Origin of the sequence: uncultured Blautia sp., from assembly GCF_902497045.1 — a bacterium.
Classification (GTDB): domain Bacteria; phylum Bacillota; class Clostridia; order Lachnospirales; family Lachnospiraceae; genus Blautia_A.
On record NZ_CABVDF010000002.1, the window covers coordinates 1 to 16,344 of the forward strand.

The following is a 16,344-nucleotide window of genomic DNA, read 5'->3' on the forward strand; positions in this document are numbered from 1 at the left end:
CCCGGCCTGCAGACCGGGGAGGTTTTTTAGACGTTTTTACAGGAAGCTTCGCAAGGTATATCAAAGCCTGGGTTAAAGGCATAGAAGTTTTTGGAGTCAAGCTGTTCCTGAACACTTCGAAGTGCTTCACCGAATCTCTGGAAATGAACCACTTCCCTTGCACGGAGAAAACGGATAGGATCAGCAATTTCCGGGATATTGCGTACTACACGGAGAATGTTGTCATAGGTAGCACGGGCTTTTTGTTCTGCTGCAAGGTCTTCAAAAAGATCAGTAAGAGGATCGCCCTTGCTCTGGAATTCACAGGCATTAAATGGGATTCCACCTGCTGCCTGAGGCCAGATACCGACTGTATGGTCAATATAATAGGCGCCGAAACCACTTTTTTCAATTTCCTCCATAGAGAGATCGCGTGTAAGCTGATGAACAATGGTGGAAACCATTTCAAGGTGGGCGAGCTCTTCAGTTCCCACATCGTTTAAAACGGCGGCAACCATACGGTTCGGCATGGCAAATCGCTGAGACAGATAGCGGAGAGACGCGCCGATTTCTCCGTCCGGGCCGCCATACTGACTCATGATATATTGGGCGATTTTGGCATTGGGAGTTTTGATATTGATCGGATACTGCAGTCTTTTTTCATAATTCCACATATATTATCTGCACCCTCCTTCCCTTTCCCATGGGAATGGCTGTTCCATCCATTTCCATGTGTCTGCATTTGTTTCTAATGCATTGTCTATGGTAAGCGGTCCATAGCATTCGGCATACTCCTTCATGAGTTTTTTTCGTTTTTCCGCATATTCTCTGTAAAGTGCCATACCTTTTTCACAGCAGGGATGAGTGTCCAGATATAAAAGAAGGTCATCCACCGCAAAGCTTACTTCATTGATCTGCTGGAGAAGCTGGGCTCTGGAACAGGAAGGACTGTGATGCATCATCTCTGGACACCTCTCTTTCCGCAAAATGGCTTACATAACTGGGGGAAGATTGTTCCGGCATTTAATGCATAGCAAAGATCATAGGTGTTGGTAAGCTGTTGGCAGGGTACATATGCCATGGCAGGCTCCATGTGATCGGTATGGGTATACATTTCTGCATTTTTTGTTATTGTACCTGGAATCCGGCAGGCACAGGACTGTCTGTTCTGCCCGGAATCACAGCGGCAGGCCGGGACAGGGGACTGAGCCTTTGCCATACCACAGGTTGCATGGTAGGGACGGCTGCAGGAACGGTTTATCGGATAATTTTCCATGGATAAATCCTTTCTTTTCAAAGTTACTGTATATTTTATGTGGGGAAAACGGAAGTGTGAACGTTGGTACTATCCCGGACTGCTGTGAAGGAGGTGTTTTCTGTATTTCAATGAAATCCGTTGCTTTATATTGTAAAAAAATGATACAATAAAGAAAGATATTTTACCATTGATGCAAGGAGAAGTGCCATGATATTAACAGAAGAAAAAAAATACACCATATCCCTGGAAATGGAGGATCGGGAAAGTACCACAGGGCTTACCAGCAAAAACACAGAACTGGAATTTTCTAATAAGGAACTGCTCCATGCAGTTGTTACCTGTGGAATGCCAATACAGAGGATGACAGCAGGTTTTTTTAGCAAAAAGAGACTGGAGTTAACTTATAAGCTGTTTCTGGTGGAAACCGCGCTGGATACGGAGGGCGATCGGATAAAAAAAGCAAAACGTATTGCATATCTGGATTCCTCAGAAAAAAGCGTGATGTCTTATTATATGGGAATGTTTCTTACAAAGCTGATCAGCAAGAGAATGTATGACACAGATTACCTGACTCACTTAAATCTGATTGAAAAAACAAATGGGGATGGTTTTATTGATTTTTTCAACAGCGAATGGCGTCCGGATATGATCGGTCTGCAGGAGACTGCTCAGACCTGGAGTGTATGGGAAGCAAAAGGCGGAAGCAACAGAAGAGAGCAGGCACTGAAAAAAGGCAGCCAGCAGGCTGCAGCCATTGCCTCTATCAATGGAACCGTTCCAGCTCCGGCAGCAGTATGTATGACCTATTATGACCATGGATTTCTCTGCGGTGTGGTAAGAGAACCGGAAAAACTGGAAGAAAAAAACAGAGAAGCCATTCAGTTTACTGAGGAAACTTTTTTTCGGGCGTATTATAAACCAATCTGTGAATTATTTACGGAGCAGGGAACAAGACTTCATTTTCATGGTAAAAATGCAGAAATTTCTGTGGCAGTTCCGTATTTTCCGGAGGAGAAAAGAGAAGAAGAGGAGCGTATGATCCATGTGGGAATGTCCCGAGATCTTCTTTTCTGTCTTATGGAAAACGATTATAAAAAACTGGTGAAGGGCAGAAAAAAACTTTTGGAGATTTCCTGTCCGGAGGGAGCTTTTATGGGAAGCGACGGGATTTATATCCGCTAAAAATATAATACAATGGAACAAAAACGGGTGTGCTTCATAAGATAAACAAAAAAGGTTTTTTATTATGACATATGCTTCCTATGAAAAAGTTGTTGGTATGATCCGGGATATCCGAAGCGGCGGTTCCTGCTGTTCCATTGTGGTATCAGTAGATACGGAGGGGGAGATTGTTAATTTTGTGGTGTCACCGGATACCATAGTAGTGGATAATATAAGACTGAGGCGAGGAATGCGGGTGGCTGCTTTTTATGATACCAGCCTTCCGGCTCCGAAGATTTTTCCGCCGCAATATCAGGCAGAACTGATCACAGCACTTAGAAATAGTCAGGATGTGACTCTGAAATTTTTTGATGATTCCCTGACTGCCGAAGACCAGTCCCTGAAGCTGAATCTTTCTCCGCTGACAAACATCCGGACACTGAACGGACAGAGGTTTCTGTGCACTCCGGAAGGTCAGGAGCTTTTGGTCTATTATGGATCTGTGACAAAAAGTATTCCTCCTGAGACAGCTCCGCAGAGAATTATTGTTATGTGTCCGAACCGGTAAGATACTGCGCTGACAGAAATTTACCGTAGATTCTGTGATAAAAGGTGTATGAAAGCAGCAAATTTGGAAATACTGTCCTGTATTAAGATCAGGAGGTGTTTTTTTGGAAGACGATACCATTAAGCTGCTGAGAGAATGCAATGCAGGAATCAAGATGGGAGTTTCTTCTCTGGAGGATGTACTGAAGCATGTAACGGACAGTAATTTACGTAAATTGATACTGAAAAGTATGGAAACCCACTCCAGATTGGGCGATACGACTCATGAATATCTGATTTCCTTTCATGATGAGGGGAAGGAACCGCCTGTTATGGCAAAAATGATGTCCTGGGTAAAAACAAACATGAAATTTGAGGATGATGATCCGGATCGTGCAGCGGCAGATCTGCTTACAGACGGATGTAATATGGGAGTAAAGTCATTGCATCAGTATCTGCATCAGTATCCAAAGGCAGAGGAAAAGGTAAAAAAACTTGCAGAAGATGTGATAAAAGCAGAGGAAACTCTGATAAAAGAATTACAGGATTATCTTTAAAATCTGGTCAGATAAACGAAATACCACAGCATGAAAAGGTGTCAGAAAGTCTTAGAAAAGGCTTTCTGACATTTTTGTCTGTCAGGAAAGAGTACCTGTTTCATTAGGTCAAAAAGAATACTTGACTTCTAATTCTTACAGATGTAATATTTAATAAACTTACAAATGTAATATTTAGGAGGACAACTGATGAGAAAAAAATTAAGACACAAAGAAAAGAAAAAGATCAGAAGAGCCCTGCTCTTTTTTGGGGGGATTATCGTACTTATAGGAGGAGCAAATGCAGCTGGAAATTTACTCCAGGAAAACCCGGAAAAGCTGCTTACAGAGTATATGGCTCATATTGAACAGAAGGAATACGAAGAAATGTATGAAATGACAGACACAGATGGACAGTCTCCTGAACAAAAACAGCATTTTATAGAACGTAATTCCAGGATTTATGAGGGGATTGGCATAAAAAATTTGAAATTAAGCAATATTACAGAAAAGAAAAACAAAGGGAAAATGAAATCTTTTTTCTATACTGTTTCCTTTGAAACAGAAGCTGGAAAGGTGGAATTTGACAATCAGGCAAATTTTGTCAGATGTAAAGAGGGATATAAATTACTATGGCAGGACAGTATGATTTATCCGACACTGACAGAGACAGATAAAGTACAGGTTTCTGTGTTAAAGGCAAAGAGGGGACAGATTCTGGACAGAAACGGAAAACGTCTTGCAGGGCAGGGAAGAGCGGTTTCTGTGGGAGTTGTTCCTGGAAAATTAGAAGAACATTCGTTAGAAGATCTGGCTGCTTTATTGGATACAGATATAGAAAATATAGAGAATAAACTGGAGGCTGACTGGGTAAAAGACGGTTTTTTTGTACCGGTGGCAACTCTTCAGAAAATACATGAAATTGATCGGATGAAGATAGAGACAAATGAGGAAATGATGAAGGAATATGAAAGACAAAGGCAGATGAAAGAGATTCCGGGGGTCCAGTTTTCTGATATTGAGATCCGCACCTATGATATGGGGGAAGCTGCCGCCCATCTGGCAGGATATGTGCAGGCTGTTACTGCAGAAGATCTGGAAAAGCATCCGAACGAAGGATATCGTTCGGACAGCGTCATTGGACGAAGCGGAATGGAAGGGCTTTATGAAAAAGAACTGAAAGGAAACGACGGATGTGAAATCTGGATAGTAGATAAGACAGGAGAAAAAAAGGAGAAAATTGCCGGAATCACAAAAGAGGACGGAAAGGATATCCGTCTTACTATAGATTCTGAACTTCAGATGCAGCTTTATGAACAGTTTAAAGAGGATGAGGGATGTTCTGTTGCCATGGATCCTTATACGGGAGAGATTCTGGCTCTGGTAAGTACTCCTTCGTATGATAATAATGATTTTGTCAGAGGGATGTCAGAAGAACAGTGGGATACTTTAAATGAAAATGAAAAAAGACCATTATATAACCGGTTCCGGCAGATCTGGTGCCCCGGTTCTGTATTTAAGCCTGTAGTTGCCGGAATCGGAATAAATGAGGGGATACTTGATCCGAATGAGGATTTTGGAAATGAGGGACTGTCATGGCAGAAGGACTCTTCCTGGGGAGATTATCAGGTAACGACACTGCATGAATATGAACCGGTGATACTGAAAAATGCTCTGATTTATTCGGACAATATTTATTTTGCAAAAGTGGCATTGAGAACAGGCTCCGAGAGACTGGAAAGAGCCCTGGAGCAGCTGGGATTTAATCAGAAACTGCCCTTCGAAATAGAGATGGTACAATCGCAATATTCAAATACGGAGCATATAGAAACCGAGATACAGCTTGCAGACAGTGGATATGGACAAGGACAGATTTTAGTAAATCCGGTGCATCTGGCAAGCATTTATTCAGCATTTCTAAACGGAGGAAATATGATAAAGCCTTATTTGCTGTATGAGGAGAAGCAGGAGAGTGAAATATGGATTCCCGAAGCATTTTCTCAGGAAGCTTCGGCAGAAATACTGGAGGGATTAAAAGGTGTTATAAATGATCCAGGCGGTACAGGATACGGAGCCTGCAGAGAAGATATTTTACTGGCCGGTAAAACAGGGACGGCTGAATTAAAGGCTGCAAAAGAAGATCATACGGGAACAGAAATTGGATGGTTTGCAGTTTTTACTGCAGATAAGAATGTGGAGAGACCGATTCTTATCCTTAGTATGGCTGAAAATGTTAAGGATACAGGGGGAAGCGGTTATGTTGTGAAAAAAGATAAAGCAGTATTGGATCAGTATTTTTCCATGCAGAAATAGAGTAAGTAAAAAGAACTGACAGTAGATCAAATAAATCTGGCGCCAGTTCTTTTTATTAATAAGGAATCTTTAATTTTGACAAAGCAGAAGCTGTGATTTCTGCCGCTTTGCTTCCGGAAGCGGATGCAGTATTCTGAATATTTGTTGCAAAGTAATACACATGATCAGGGGATTCTATAAAGCCGATAAACCAGCCGCTGACATCTTTTCCGTCTATGCGGTCTGTTCCGGTTTTTCCATAAAGAACACTCCGTGGAGAGGCACTTTGAAGGATGGAAGCTTTGACCGTCTGGATATGCTCCGATGAAAAATGAAACTGGTTTTCATTTAGTTTTCTTAACAGATCCACCTGTTCAAAAGGAGAGATTTTCAGATCCCCATCTGTCCAGTATAAACGGATATCGGAACCAATCTGCTGATTTCCATACTGTATTTTTTGCAAAAAAGAGCTTATAGAATGAAATCCCAGCTGAGAATCAATAGACTGAAAATACCAGTTTACAGAATTTTTCATGGCAGAGTCTAATGTCTGGTCTGCTTCCCATGAATGGAACGGCTGATCTTTGCCATCCCAGACCATACCGGTGCTGCCGGGAGTAATGATACCGGATTCCAGCCCAAGCAATGCGTCATATATTTTGTAGGTGGAATTTGGCGAGATCCTTTTGGCGGCATTCTGGGGATGATAAACTGTCCATGTGTTTTGACCGGAATCATATAATACAAAACTTCCGTCATAGTCTCCGAATATATCCCTCAGGTCAACGACAGAAATATGATCCATATGTTCCGGAAAGTAAGCTTCACCGTATTGTGGAGAGCCAGGGAAAGCAAGTGCGGGAGCAGAAAAAACAAATAAGCAGGCAAGTATTGTAAGTACAGCTCCTCCTCTTAGTCTGCTGATTTTTGTATCTCTCTGAAAATGTATAATATTCAGGATCCTGCTTTCCATCTGAGATTTGCTTCCGCTGATGCCGGCTGTATAAGGAAAATGAGAAATTTTTTCAGCATAATCAATCAGTGTATTTCCATAGGCATGATGATCAGAAGGTTTGAGAAGCTGCAGCACGGCTGAGTCGCAGGCGATTTCACGGTCACACTGTATTTTTCTCAGAGCATACCATACCAGAGGATTAAACCAGTACAGAATACCTGTTAGGGGCATGAGAAAACTGATAAAAGTATCTTTTTGGCGGCAATGCTGTAATTCGTGCAGCAGGATAAAACGTAATTCAGCCGGACTGAAATCTGAGATCAGCTGGATCGGAAGATAAATGCGCGGTTTTAATAATCCTGCAGCATAAGGGGAAGCTAAAAATGCGGTACTGTAAACAGGAACAGCTTTTTTTATTTTTAGTTCACTGCAGCATTTTTTATATAAATCCTGAACCTGAGGGTTCTGTACGGGCAGGGCGGATTTTTCTAATATACGACGGTGCGAAAAAGATCGGAGAGTAAAAAAGCTTACTACAGCCATACCGGAAATCCACAGGATCAGCAAAAACAAAGGAATCAATGGAGTCCTGCTGCTGACAGAAACTGCAAAGTCATTGGCTTCTGTGAATATAGAGCCCGGATCTGTGAAGAGAGGCCGGGCAGACATATCCATAAGTCCTGTTTGTGAAAGGTGATTTGATGAAAGCCCTGGCAAAAGGCGAAAGATATCCGCAGGCAAAAAAGGAACAGTCAATAATCCTAGTACGAAAAACCAGAGATAATAGAGAATCCGGGCAGATACATATTTTTTCAGTAAATGCCTTACTATACTTATGATACCGATTTCTATGGAAATAAAAATATTGCATATGAAAAAATGAACGGCAAAATCAGGCAAAAGCTTCCCTCCTATTTATTATCACTGGTATCAGAAAGAAGACGGCGCAGGGCGGTGAGATCTGTTTCCGATAAATGTTCATCTTTTAAATAGGAAGAAACCATAGAAACAAGATTGCCGTTATAGAAACGGTTTAAGAAGGTGCTGCTTTCCTGCTGAATATATTCTTTTTCCTGAACCAGCGGAGTATAGACAAAGACCCTGCTGTGTTTTTCGTAGGTAATGGCTTTTTTGTTGACCAGACGTTTCAGCATGGTCTGTATGGTCTTAGGACTCCAGTCGGTTGTTTTTGTTAATTTTTCAGTTACTTCATTGGTACTGACAGGTGCATATTTCCAGATGATTTTCATTACTTCAAATTCAGCTTCTGAAATCTGGGGAAGTTTTGTCATTGTGATCCCTCCAAATCTTACATATGTAATAAAAATAGTATAAGAGGATTTTGGAAGAAAGTCAAACAAAAAGAAAAAGAACAGACATTCGATTGTCCTGTACTTTTATTTTATAGTCTGATATAATGACAGAAGAAACAGATAACAGATTCATAGGAGGAATTTATGGATCATTTTGAATTAGTATCAGAATATGCCCCTACCGGCGACCAGCCCAAGGCTATTGAGAAACTGGTCCAGGGATTTAAAGAAGGAAATCAGTTTGAGACGCTGCTTGGGGTTACCGGCTCCGGCAAGACCTTTACTATGGCAAATGTTATTGCACAGCTAAATAAGCCTACGCTGGTGCTTGCTCACAACAAAACCCTTGCAGCACAGCTTTATGGGGAGTTTAAAGAATTTTTTCCCAATAATGCAGTTGAATACTTTGTGAGCTATTACGATTACTATCAGCCGGAAGCCTATGTTCCTTCCACAGACACCTATATTGCAAAGGATGCTTCCACCAATGACGAAATCGACAAGCTGAGGCTTTCTGCCACAGCGGCTCTTTGTGAACGCAGAGATGTGATCGTGGTTTCTTCAGTATCCTGCATTTACGGATTGGGAGCGCCTCAGGAATTTTTTGATATGATGATTTCTCTTCGTCCGGGAATGGAAAAGGACAGGGATGAGGTAATATGCCAGCTGATCGATATCCAGTATACAAGAAACGAAATGGATTTTCATAGAGGTACCTTCCGGGTAAAAGGGGATGTGCTGGAAATTTTTCCTGCCAATGCTACAGACCGTGCAGTGCGTGTAGAGTTTTTTGGCGATGAGATCGAGCGTATTACAGAAATTGATGTACTGACAGGCGAGATCAAAAATGAGCAGAGCCATGCGGCTATTTTCCCGGCATCTCATTATGTAGTGCCCCAGGAACAGATAAAAAGAGCCGCGGATGCCATCCTTGCAGAAATGAAGGAGCAGGTGGATTACTTTAAAAGTGAAGATAAGCTGATCGAAGCCCAGAGAATTGCGGAACGGACAAATTTCGATGTGGAAATGATGAAGGAAACAGGATTTTGCTCCGGTATTGAAAACTATTCCCGGCATCTGACCGGACTGGCTCCGGGCCAGCCGCCCTATACCCTTATGGATTACTTTAAAGACGATTTTCTTCTTATTATTGATGAGTCCCATAAGACAGTTTCACAGGTGGGAGGAATGTACGCCGGAGATCAGAGCAGGAAACAGACCCTTGTGGATTATGGCTTTCGTCTTCCATCGGCCAAGGATAACCGTCCTTTGAGTTTTGAGGAGTTTGAGGGAAAACTGGATCAGGTTATGTTTGTTTCTGCTACACCGGGAGTTTATGAGGCAGAACATGAACTGCTTCGTGCAGAGCAGATCATCCGCCCGACAGGCCTGCTTGATCCAAAGGTAGAAGTACGTCCGGTAGAAGGGCAGATTGATGACCTGATCGGAGAGGTTAATAAAGAAGTCGAAAAAGGGCATAAGATCCTGATCACTACGCTGACAAAGAGAATGGCAGAGGATCTGTCTGCTTACATGAAAGACGTGGGAATCCGTGTCCGTTATCTTCATTCGGATATTGATACTCTGGAACGGGCGGAGATCATCCGGGATATGCGTTTGGATGTATTTGATGTGCTGGTAGGCATCAATCTTTTGAGAGAGGGACTGGATATTCCCGAGATTACTCTGGTGGCGATCCTGGATGCTGACAAGGAGGGATTTCTCCGTTCAGAGGTTTCTCTGATCCAGACCATTGGACGAGCTGCCAGAAACAGTGAGGGACATGTGATCATGTATGCGGACGTGATGACAGACTCCATGAAAAATGCGATTCGTGAAACAGAGCGCCGCCGCGGAATTCAGGAAGCATATAATAAAGAGCATGGAATTACTCCTACTACCATCAAAAAGGCGGTTCGCGACCTGATCACGGTATCCAGGGCGGTAGCGGAAACAGAAGTGAAGCTGAAAAAGGATCCGGAATCTATGAACCGCAAGGAATTGCTTAAACTGATTGCACAGGTGGAGAAACAGATGCGGGCAGCAGCGGCAGACCTGAACTTTGAACAGGCGGCAGAGCTGAGAGACAAGATGCTGGATTTAAAGCGAAATCTTCAGGAACTGGAGAACTGATATAAATAAAAACCCCGTATATAAAAGACAGACATGACAGAGGATAAGATTCTGTGCCGTCTGTCTTTTTTTGCCGAACAAAAAAGATTTTTATAAAAATACATCTTATCCCTTGACAAAAGATTTTAACGGTGCTATCTTAACAATGTAGATGTTAGCACTCCTTGAAATCGAGTGCTAACAAAAACAGAAGGAAAGGAGCTGAGGGCGTGGAAGATAATTTGACAGATCGTAAAAAGAAAATTCTGAAGGCGATCATCAAAACCTACATGGAAACAGGAGAACCGGTTGGATCCAGAACGATTTCCAAGTATACGGATCTGAATGTCAGCTCAGCAACAATCCGAAATGAAATGTCGGACCTGACAGATTTAGGCTACATTATACAGCCCCATACATCAGCGGGAAGAATCCCTTCTGATAAAGGTTATCGCTTATATGTAGATGAGCTGATGCAGGAAAAGGAAGATGAGATCGAAGAAATACGTAATCTGATGATCGAGAAGACAGACAAGATGGAAAAGGTCCTGAAAAATGTGGCCAAGGTTCTTGCTTCCAACACCAATTACGCTACGATGATCTCCGTTCCGCAGTACAGTGGAAGTAAGCTGAAATTCATCCAGCTTTCACGAGTCAATGAACTGCAGCTGGTGGCTGTGGTGGTTTGCGAGGGAAATGTGATCCGAAATCAGATTATAGATCTGGATGAGGAGATGGATGATGAGACGATCCTGAAATTGAATCTGCTTTTGAATACCAATCTGAACGGCCTTCCTATTCAGGATATTAATCTGGGTATGATCGCAAGGCTGAAGGAGCAGGCAGGAATCCACAGCGGACTTGTTGCAAGAGTGCTGGATGCTGTTGCCGCAACGATTCAGGTGGATGAAGATGATTTGGAGATTTACACTTCAGGCGCTACAAACTTCTTTAAGTATCCGGAGCTTTCTGATAAGCAGAGAGCCACCGAACTGATATCAACCTTTGAAGAAAAACAGCAGCTTGCGGATCTGGTGAAGGAACATATGTCAGACTCTGAAAACACTGGGGTTCAGGTGTATATAGGAGATGAACTTCCGATCCCTACAATGAAAGACTGCAGTGTAGTAACTGCAACGTATGAGCTGGGAGAAGGGATGCACGGTACCATTGGTATTGTAGGTCCGAAACGAATGGATTATGAAAATGTTGTAAACAATCTGAAAACCCTGAAAGTTGAATTGGATCAGGTATTCAGAAAGAATAAAAATGATAATGATGACAGCCAGTAGGTGAAGATAGAAAGGTGGTAGAAAAAGCGTGGCAGAAGAAATGAAAAACACGTCTGAGGTGCAGGAGGATACAGAACAGGTTGTTTCTGAAAACGAAACTGCAGCAGAAGTGCAGGAGGATTCACCGGAAGCCACAGCCGGAGAGGAAACTGCTGAAGAGGTTCCGGAAGGAAAGGAAGAGGCAGAGGAAAAAACAGAAGGAAAGGCGAAAACCTCTTTTTTCGGCAAAAAGAAAAAAGATAAAAAGGATCAGCAGATTGAAGAGCTGACAGATCGTCTGAAACGAAGCATGGCAGAATTTGATAATTTCCGTAAGCGTACAGAGAAAGAAAAATCCAGTATGTATATTGTGGGAGCAAAAGAAATTATTGAGAACATGCTTCCTGTAGTGGATAATTTTGAGAGAGGTCTTGCACAGGCTCCGGAAGGAGATGCATTTGCCGAAGGTATGCAGATGATCTACAAACAGCTTATGACAACACTGGAAGGACTGGGAGTAGAGGTGATCGAAGCTGTAGGCAAAGAATTTAATCCGGACTTCCATAATGCTGTAATGCATGTGGAGGATGAAGAAGCCGGCGAGAATATTATTGTAGAAGAGTTTCAGAAGGGCTACACCTATAAAGGATTTGTAGTCAGACACAGTATGGTAAAGGTTGCTAATTAAGGAGGATAAATTATCATGGGAAAAATTATTGGTATTGACTTAGGAACAACAAACAGCTGCGTAGCAGTTATGGAAGGTGGTCAGCCCACCGTTATCGCAAACACAGAAGGCGCAAGAACAACACCGTCTGTAGTTGCTTTTACAAAAACAGGAGAGCGTCTGGTAGGTGAGCCTGCAAAACGTCAGGCAGTTACCAATGCAGAGAAAACAATCTCTTCTATTAAAAGAGAAATGGGATCCGATTATCGTGTGACAATCGATGATAAAAAATACTCTCCGCAGGAGATTTCTGCGATGATCCTTCAGAAGCTGAAAAAAGATGCTGAGGGATATCTTGGAGAAAGTGTAACAGAAGCGGTTATCACAGTACCGGCATATTTCAATGACGCACAGCGTCAGGCAACCAAGGACGCAGGTAAGATCGCAGGCCTTGACGTAAAACGTATCATCAACGAGCCTACAGCAGCAGCTCTGGCATATGGTCTTGATAACGAAAAAGAGCAGAAGATCATGGTATATGACCTTGGCGGCGGTACTTTCGACGTTTCCATCATTGAGATCGGTGACGGCGTTATCGAGGTTCTTTCTACAGCAGGCAACAACCGTCTTGGCGGTGATGACTTCGACCAGAAGATCACAGACTACATGCTTTCTGAGTTCAAGAGAACTGAGGGTGTAGATCTTTCCAATGACAAAATGGCTCTTCAGAGACTGAAAGAAGCAGCTGAAAAAGCAAAGAAAGAGCTTTCTTCTGCAACAACAACAAACATCAACCTTCCGTTCATTACTGCTACAGCAGAAGGACCGAAGCATTTTGATATGAACCTTACAAGAGCAAAATTTGACGAACTGACACATGATCTTGTTGAAAAGACAGCAGAGCCGGTACGCCGTGCACTTTCTGATGCAGGCATCAGCGCTTCTGAGCTTGGTCAGGTGCTTCTGGTAGGCGGATCCACACGTATCCCGGCTGTACAGGACAAAGTAAAACAGATCACAGGCAAAGAGCCGAGCAAATCTCTGAACCCGGATGAGTGTGTTGCACTTGGTGCTTCTGTACAGGGCGGTAAACTTGCAGGTGATGCAGGCGCAGGCGATATCCTTCTTCTGGATGTTACTCCACTGTCTCTTTCTATTGAGACTATGGGTGGAATCGCAACTCGTCTGATCGAGAGAAACACAACTATCCCGACAAAGAAGAGCCAGATCTTCTCTACAGCAGCAGATAATCAGACAGCTGTAGATATCAACGTAGTACAGGGTGAGCGTCAGTTTGCAAGAGACAATAAATCCCTTGGCCAGTTCCGTCTGGATGGAATCCCGCCAGCACGTCGTGGTGTTCCGCAGATCGAGGTTACTTTTGATATTGATGCCAATGGTATCGTTAATGTATCCGCTAAGGATCTTGGAACAGGAAAAGAACAGCACATTACTATTACAGCAGGCTCCAATATGTCTGATTCCGAAATCGACAAGGCTGTTAAAGAAGCAGCAGAATTTGAGGCTCAGGATAAGAAACGTAAAGAAGCAATTGATACAAGAAATAATGCAGATTCTATGGTATTCCAGGTTGAGAACGCTTTGAAAGAAGCTGGTGATAAACTGGATGCAAACGACAAAGCGGCGGTAGAGGCTGACCTGAACGCATTGAAAGATCTTCTTTCCCAGACTGCAAATGCAGAGCTGACAGATGCACAGGTTGCTGATATCAAGGCAGCACAGGAGAAGATGATGGAAAGCGCTCAGAAACTGTTCCAGAAGATGTATGAGCAGACACAGCAGGGCGGCGGTCAGGCTGGTCCGGACATGGGCAACATGGGCGGCGGAGCTTCCCAGGGAGGAAATGAAGCCGGATATGGTGATGATGTAGTAGACGCAGACTATAAAGAAGTCTGATAGAAAGCATAGGAAAGAGAAACAATGGCTGATAAAAGAGATTACTATGAAGTCCTGGGGGTTGCCAAAAACGCCAGTGACGCAGACCTGAAAAAAGCATATCGAAAATTAGCCAAAAAATATCACCCGGATGTAAATCCGGGTGATAAAGATGCTGAGGCAAAATTTAAAGAAGCCACAGAAGCATACGGCATTTTAAGTGATCCGGATAAAAGAAGACAGTATGACCAGTTTGGCCATGCAGCCTTTGAAAATGGCGGAGGCGGTGCAGGAGGCTTCGGCGGATTTGATTTTAACGGCGCAGATATGGGTGATATCTTTGGCGATATTTTCGGCGATCTGTTCGGAGGAGGCAGCAAAAGGCGGGCAAACAATGGTCCTATGAGAGGCGCTAACCTTCGTGCGCGGGTAAATATTACCTTTGAAGAGGCTGTATTTGGATGCGAAAAGGAACTGGAAATTGTCCTGAAAGATGAATGTACTGTTTGTCATGGAACCGGGGCAAAGCCTGGAACACAGCCGGTAACCTGTCCGAAATGTAACGGTGAGGGACAGATTGTCTATACCCAGCAGTCCATGTTCGGTATGGTACGTAATGTACAGACATGTCCGGAGTGCGGTGGTTCAGGAAAGGTGATCAAAGAAAAATGTACTTCCTGTCATGGAACCGGTTATACCTCTTCCAGAAAGAAGATCCAGGTATCTATTCCGGCAGGTATTGATAACGGACAGAGTATCCGTATTCGTGAGAAAGGTGAACCGGGAACCAACGGCGGCCCCAGAGGAGATCTTCTTGTAGAAGTGAATATTGCCCGTCATCCGATCTTCCAGAGACAGGATATGAATATATTCTCCTCTGCACCGATTACTTATGCACAGGCAGCTCTTGGCGGGGACGTTCACATCAGTACTGTGGACGGAGATGTCGTTTATGAGGTGAAGCCTGGAACACAGACAGATACCCGTATCCGTCTGAAAGGAAAAGGCGTTCCGTCACTGAGAAACAAGAATGTGCGCGGAGATCATTATGTAACGCTTGTGGTTCAGGTTCCGACTAATCTGAATGATGAGGCAAAAGAAGCTCTGCGTAAATTTGACGAAGCCTGCGGAAATAAGACGGCAGGAACAAAAAACAGCGGTTCTGAAAAAACAGAAAAAAAGAAAAAGAGCTTTATGGATAAACTGAAAGAGACTTTTGAGGAATAAAAAAGCTTTTGGGGAAAAGAGGGTAAATCCTCTTTTCTTTTTTTGTATTTTCATGTATGATAGAGTGCGAGATAGTATTTACTGTTCGGTCTATGGATAAGAACAGTCCATTTTTACAGAGTAAAAACAGGAGAAATTGTTATGAAGTGGAAAAAATTTAAAATAAAAACAATAACAGAAGCAGAAGATGTGATCATCAGCACCTTGTATGACATTGGATTTGAAGGTGCTCAGATTGAGGATAATGTGCCTCTTACCGCTATGGAAAAGGAGCAGATGTTTGTGGATATCCTTCCCCAGATGAATGAGGATGACGGTACGGCATATCTCAGCTTTTTCGTAGAGGAAACAGAAGATGGAAAGCTTCTGAAAAATGAACAGGAAACAGATGCGGAAACGATCATCAAAGAGGTGGAAAGAGAACTGGCGGAGCTTCGTACTTTTATGGACATCGGAGAAGGGACTATCGAAGTCAGTGAAACGGAAGATATTGATTGGATTAACAACTGGAAGCAGTATTTTAAACAGTTTTATGTAGACGATATTCTGATCGTTCCCTCCTGGGAGGAAGTAAAGGAAGAAGATAAGAGTAAGATGATCCTTCATATCGACCCAGGTACTGCGTTTGGTACCGGAATGCATGAGACCACTCAGCTGGTGATCCGCCAGCTGAAAAAATATGTGAAAGAAGGCTGTGAGCTTCTTGATGTAGGAACCGGAAGCGGTATCCTCGGCATTACGGCTCTGAAGCTGGGAGCAGGACATGTAGTAGGAACAGACTTGGATCCATGTGCAGTTCCGGCAGTTCAGGAGAATAAAGAAGCAAATCAGATTCCGGATAAAGATTTTGACATGATGATCGGAAATATCATTGATGATAAAGAGGTGCAGGACCAGGTGGGATATGAGAAGTACGACATCGTGGCAGCGAATATTCTGGCGGATGTTCTGGTACCTCTGACTCCGGTTATCGTCCATCAGATGAAAAAAGGCGCTTATTATATCACTTCGGGAATTCTTGATGTTAAGGAAACGGTCGTAACGGAAGCTGTAAAAAAAGCAGGACTTACTCTTGTTGAGGTGACAAAACAGGGTGAATGGGTATCTGTTACAGCAAGAAAGGACTGATCC

Annotated in this window: 15 protein-coding genes; 10 read left to right on the plus strand and 5 right to left on the minus strand. The window is 43.1% G+C overall.

All coding sequences use genetic code 11. The annotated features are described in order from the left end of the window. Positions 1-26: 26 nt before the first annotated feature. The 3 genes from RDS42_RS00375 to RDS42_RS00385 are packed head-to-tail and all read right to left on the minus strand — an operon-like array spanning position 27 to position 1,255. Positions 27-653, minus strand: coding sequence for a manganese catalase family protein (locus RDS42_RS00375; protein WP_308781851.1), 627 nt, complete (start codon positions 651-653; stop codon positions 27-29). 3 nt (positions 654-656) lie between these two features. After that, complete coding sequence (locus tag RDS42_RS00380; RefSeq protein WP_308781852.1) at positions 657-941, minus strand: spore coat protein CotJB; 285 nt, start codon at positions 939-941, stop codon at positions 657-659. Then, positions 938-1,255, minus strand: a complete 318-nt coding sequence (locus RDS42_RS00385; RefSeq protein WP_308781853.1) for a spore coat associated protein CotJA — start codon at positions 1,253-1,255, stop codon at positions 938-940. Before RDS42_RS00385 ends, RDS42_RS00380 begins: the two co-directional genes overlap by 4 nt. A 189-nt stretch (positions 1,256-1,444) precedes the next feature. Between RDS42_RS00385 and RDS42_RS00390 the strand changes: the two genes are divergently transcribed. From RDS42_RS00390 to RDS42_RS00405, 4 genes are all read left to right on the plus strand, one after another. After that, positions 1,445-2,419 (plus strand): hypothetical protein, encoded by a 975-nt coding sequence (locus RDS42_RS00390; protein ID WP_308781854.1) that lies wholly within the window; start codon positions 1,445-1,447, stop codon positions 2,417-2,419. A gap of 64 nt (positions 2,420-2,483) precedes the next feature. Beyond that, positions 2,484-2,966, plus strand: a complete 483-nt coding sequence (locus RDS42_RS00395; RefSeq protein ID WP_308781855.1) for a hypothetical protein — start codon at positions 2,484-2,486, stop codon at positions 2,964-2,966. Between the two features lie 103 nt (positions 2,967-3,069). Beyond that, entirely contained in the window at positions 3,070-3,501 is a 432-nt protein-coding gene (locus RDS42_RS00400) for a hypothetical protein (protein ID WP_308781856.1), read from the plus strand. 189 nt (positions 3,502-3,690) lie between these two features. Continuing rightward, a complete protein-coding gene (locus RDS42_RS00405) occupies positions 3,691-5,793 on the plus strand; it encodes a penicillin-binding transpeptidase domain-containing protein (RefSeq protein ID WP_308781857.1) in 2,103 nt (700 codons plus the stop codon). Between the two features lie 55 nt (positions 5,794-5,848). Here RDS42_RS00405 and RDS42_RS00410 read toward each other — a convergent pair whose 3' ends face one another. Together RDS42_RS00410 and RDS42_RS00415 are read right to left on the minus strand one after the other, a co-directional pair. Beyond that, on the minus strand, positions 5,849-7,627 hold the full coding sequence (locus tag RDS42_RS00410) for a BlaR1 family beta-lactam sensor/signal transducer (RefSeq protein ID WP_308781858.1): 1,779 nt from the start codon (positions 7,625-7,627) through the stop codon (positions 5,849-5,851). Positions 7,628-7,638: 11 nt separating this feature from the next. Further along, positions 7,639-8,019, minus strand: coding sequence for a BlaI/MecI/CopY family transcriptional regulator (locus RDS42_RS00415; protein WP_308781859.1), 381 nt, complete (start codon positions 8,017-8,019; stop codon positions 7,639-7,641). Between the two features lie 165 nt (positions 8,020-8,184). On the opposite strand from RDS42_RS00415, the gene uvrB reads away from it, so the two are divergent. The 6 genes from uvrB (at position 8,185) to prmA (ending at position 16,341) form a co-directional block, all read left to right on the plus strand. Continuing rightward, entirely contained in the window at positions 8,185-10,173 is a 1,989-nt protein-coding gene (gene uvrB, locus RDS42_RS00420; RefSeq protein ID WP_308781860.1) for an excinuclease ABC subunit UvrB, read from the plus strand. A 209-nt stretch (positions 10,174-10,382) separates the two neighbouring features. Further along, positions 10,383-11,444 carry a heat-inducible transcriptional repressor HrcA gene (hrcA, locus tag RDS42_RS00425; protein ID WP_308781861.1) on the plus strand — a complete coding sequence of 354 codons (1,062 nt, stop codon included), beginning with the start codon at positions 10,383-10,385 and terminating at the stop codon, positions 11,442-11,444. 40 nt (positions 11,445-11,484) lie between these two features. Next, positions 11,485-12,111, plus strand: coding sequence for a nucleotide exchange factor GrpE (grpE, locus tag RDS42_RS00430; protein WP_334307431.1), 627 nt, complete (start codon positions 11,485-11,487; stop codon positions 12,109-12,111). Between the two features lie 15 nt (positions 12,112-12,126). Further along, positions 12,127-14,007 carry a molecular chaperone DnaK gene (dnaK, locus tag RDS42_RS00435; RefSeq protein WP_308781863.1) on the plus strand — a complete coding sequence of 627 codons (1,881 nt, stop codon included), beginning with the start codon at positions 12,127-12,129 and terminating at the stop codon, positions 14,005-14,007. Positions 14,008-14,031: 24 nt separating this feature from the next. Then, on the plus strand, positions 14,032-15,213 hold the full coding sequence (dnaJ, locus tag RDS42_RS00440) for a molecular chaperone DnaJ (RefSeq protein WP_308781864.1): 1,182 nt from the start codon (positions 14,032-14,034) through the stop codon (positions 15,211-15,213). 141 nt (positions 15,214-15,354) lie between these two features. Continuing rightward, positions 15,355-16,341, plus strand: coding sequence for a 50S ribosomal protein L11 methyltransferase (prmA, locus tag RDS42_RS00445; RefSeq protein WP_308781865.1), 987 nt, complete (start codon positions 15,355-15,357; stop codon positions 16,339-16,341). The last annotated feature ends 3 nt before the right edge of the window (positions 16,342-16,344 follow it).

Coding starts and splice junctions, on each gene's coding strand:
- dnaK (WP_308781863.1), top strand. CDS start 12,127: ATGGGAAAAATTATTGGTATTGACTTAGGAACAACAAACAGCTGCGTA.
- uvrB (WP_308781860.1), top strand. CDS start 8,185: ATGGATCATTTTGAATTAGTATCAGAATATGCCCCTACCGGCGACCAG.
- prmA (WP_308781865.1), top strand. CDS start 15,355: ATGAAGTGGAAAAAATTTAAAATAAAAACAATAACAGAAGCAGAAGAT.
- RDS42_RS00405 (WP_308781857.1), top strand. CDS start 3,691: ATGAGAAAAAAATTAAGACACAAAGAAAAGAAAAAGATCAGAAGAGCC.
- grpE (WP_334307431.1), top strand. CDS start 11,485: ATGAAAAACACGTCTGAGGTGCAGGAGGATACAGAACAGGTTGTTTCT.
- RDS42_RS00375 (WP_308781851.1), bottom strand. CDS start 653: ATGTGGAATTATGAAAAAAGACTGCAGTATCCGATCAATATCAAAACT.
- RDS42_RS00415 (WP_308781859.1), bottom strand. CDS start 8,019: ATGACAAAACTTCCCCAGATTTCAGAAGCTGAATTTGAAGTAATGAAA.
- RDS42_RS00380 (WP_308781852.1), bottom strand. CDS start 941: ATGATGCATCACAGTCCTTCCTGTTCCAGAGCCCAGCTTCTCCAGCAG.
- dnaJ (WP_308781864.1), top strand. CDS start 14,032: ATGGCTGATAAAAGAGATTACTATGAAGTCCTGGGGGTTGCCAAAAAC.
- RDS42_RS00385 (WP_308781853.1), bottom strand. CDS start 1,255: ATGGAAAATTATCCGATAAACCGTTCCTGCAGCCGTCCCTACCATGCA.
- RDS42_RS00395 (WP_308781855.1), top strand. CDS start 2,484: ATGACATATGCTTCCTATGAAAAAGTTGTTGGTATGATCCGGGATATC.
- RDS42_RS00390 (WP_308781854.1), top strand. CDS start 1,445: ATGATATTAACAGAAGAAAAAAAATACACCATATCCCTGGAAATGGAG.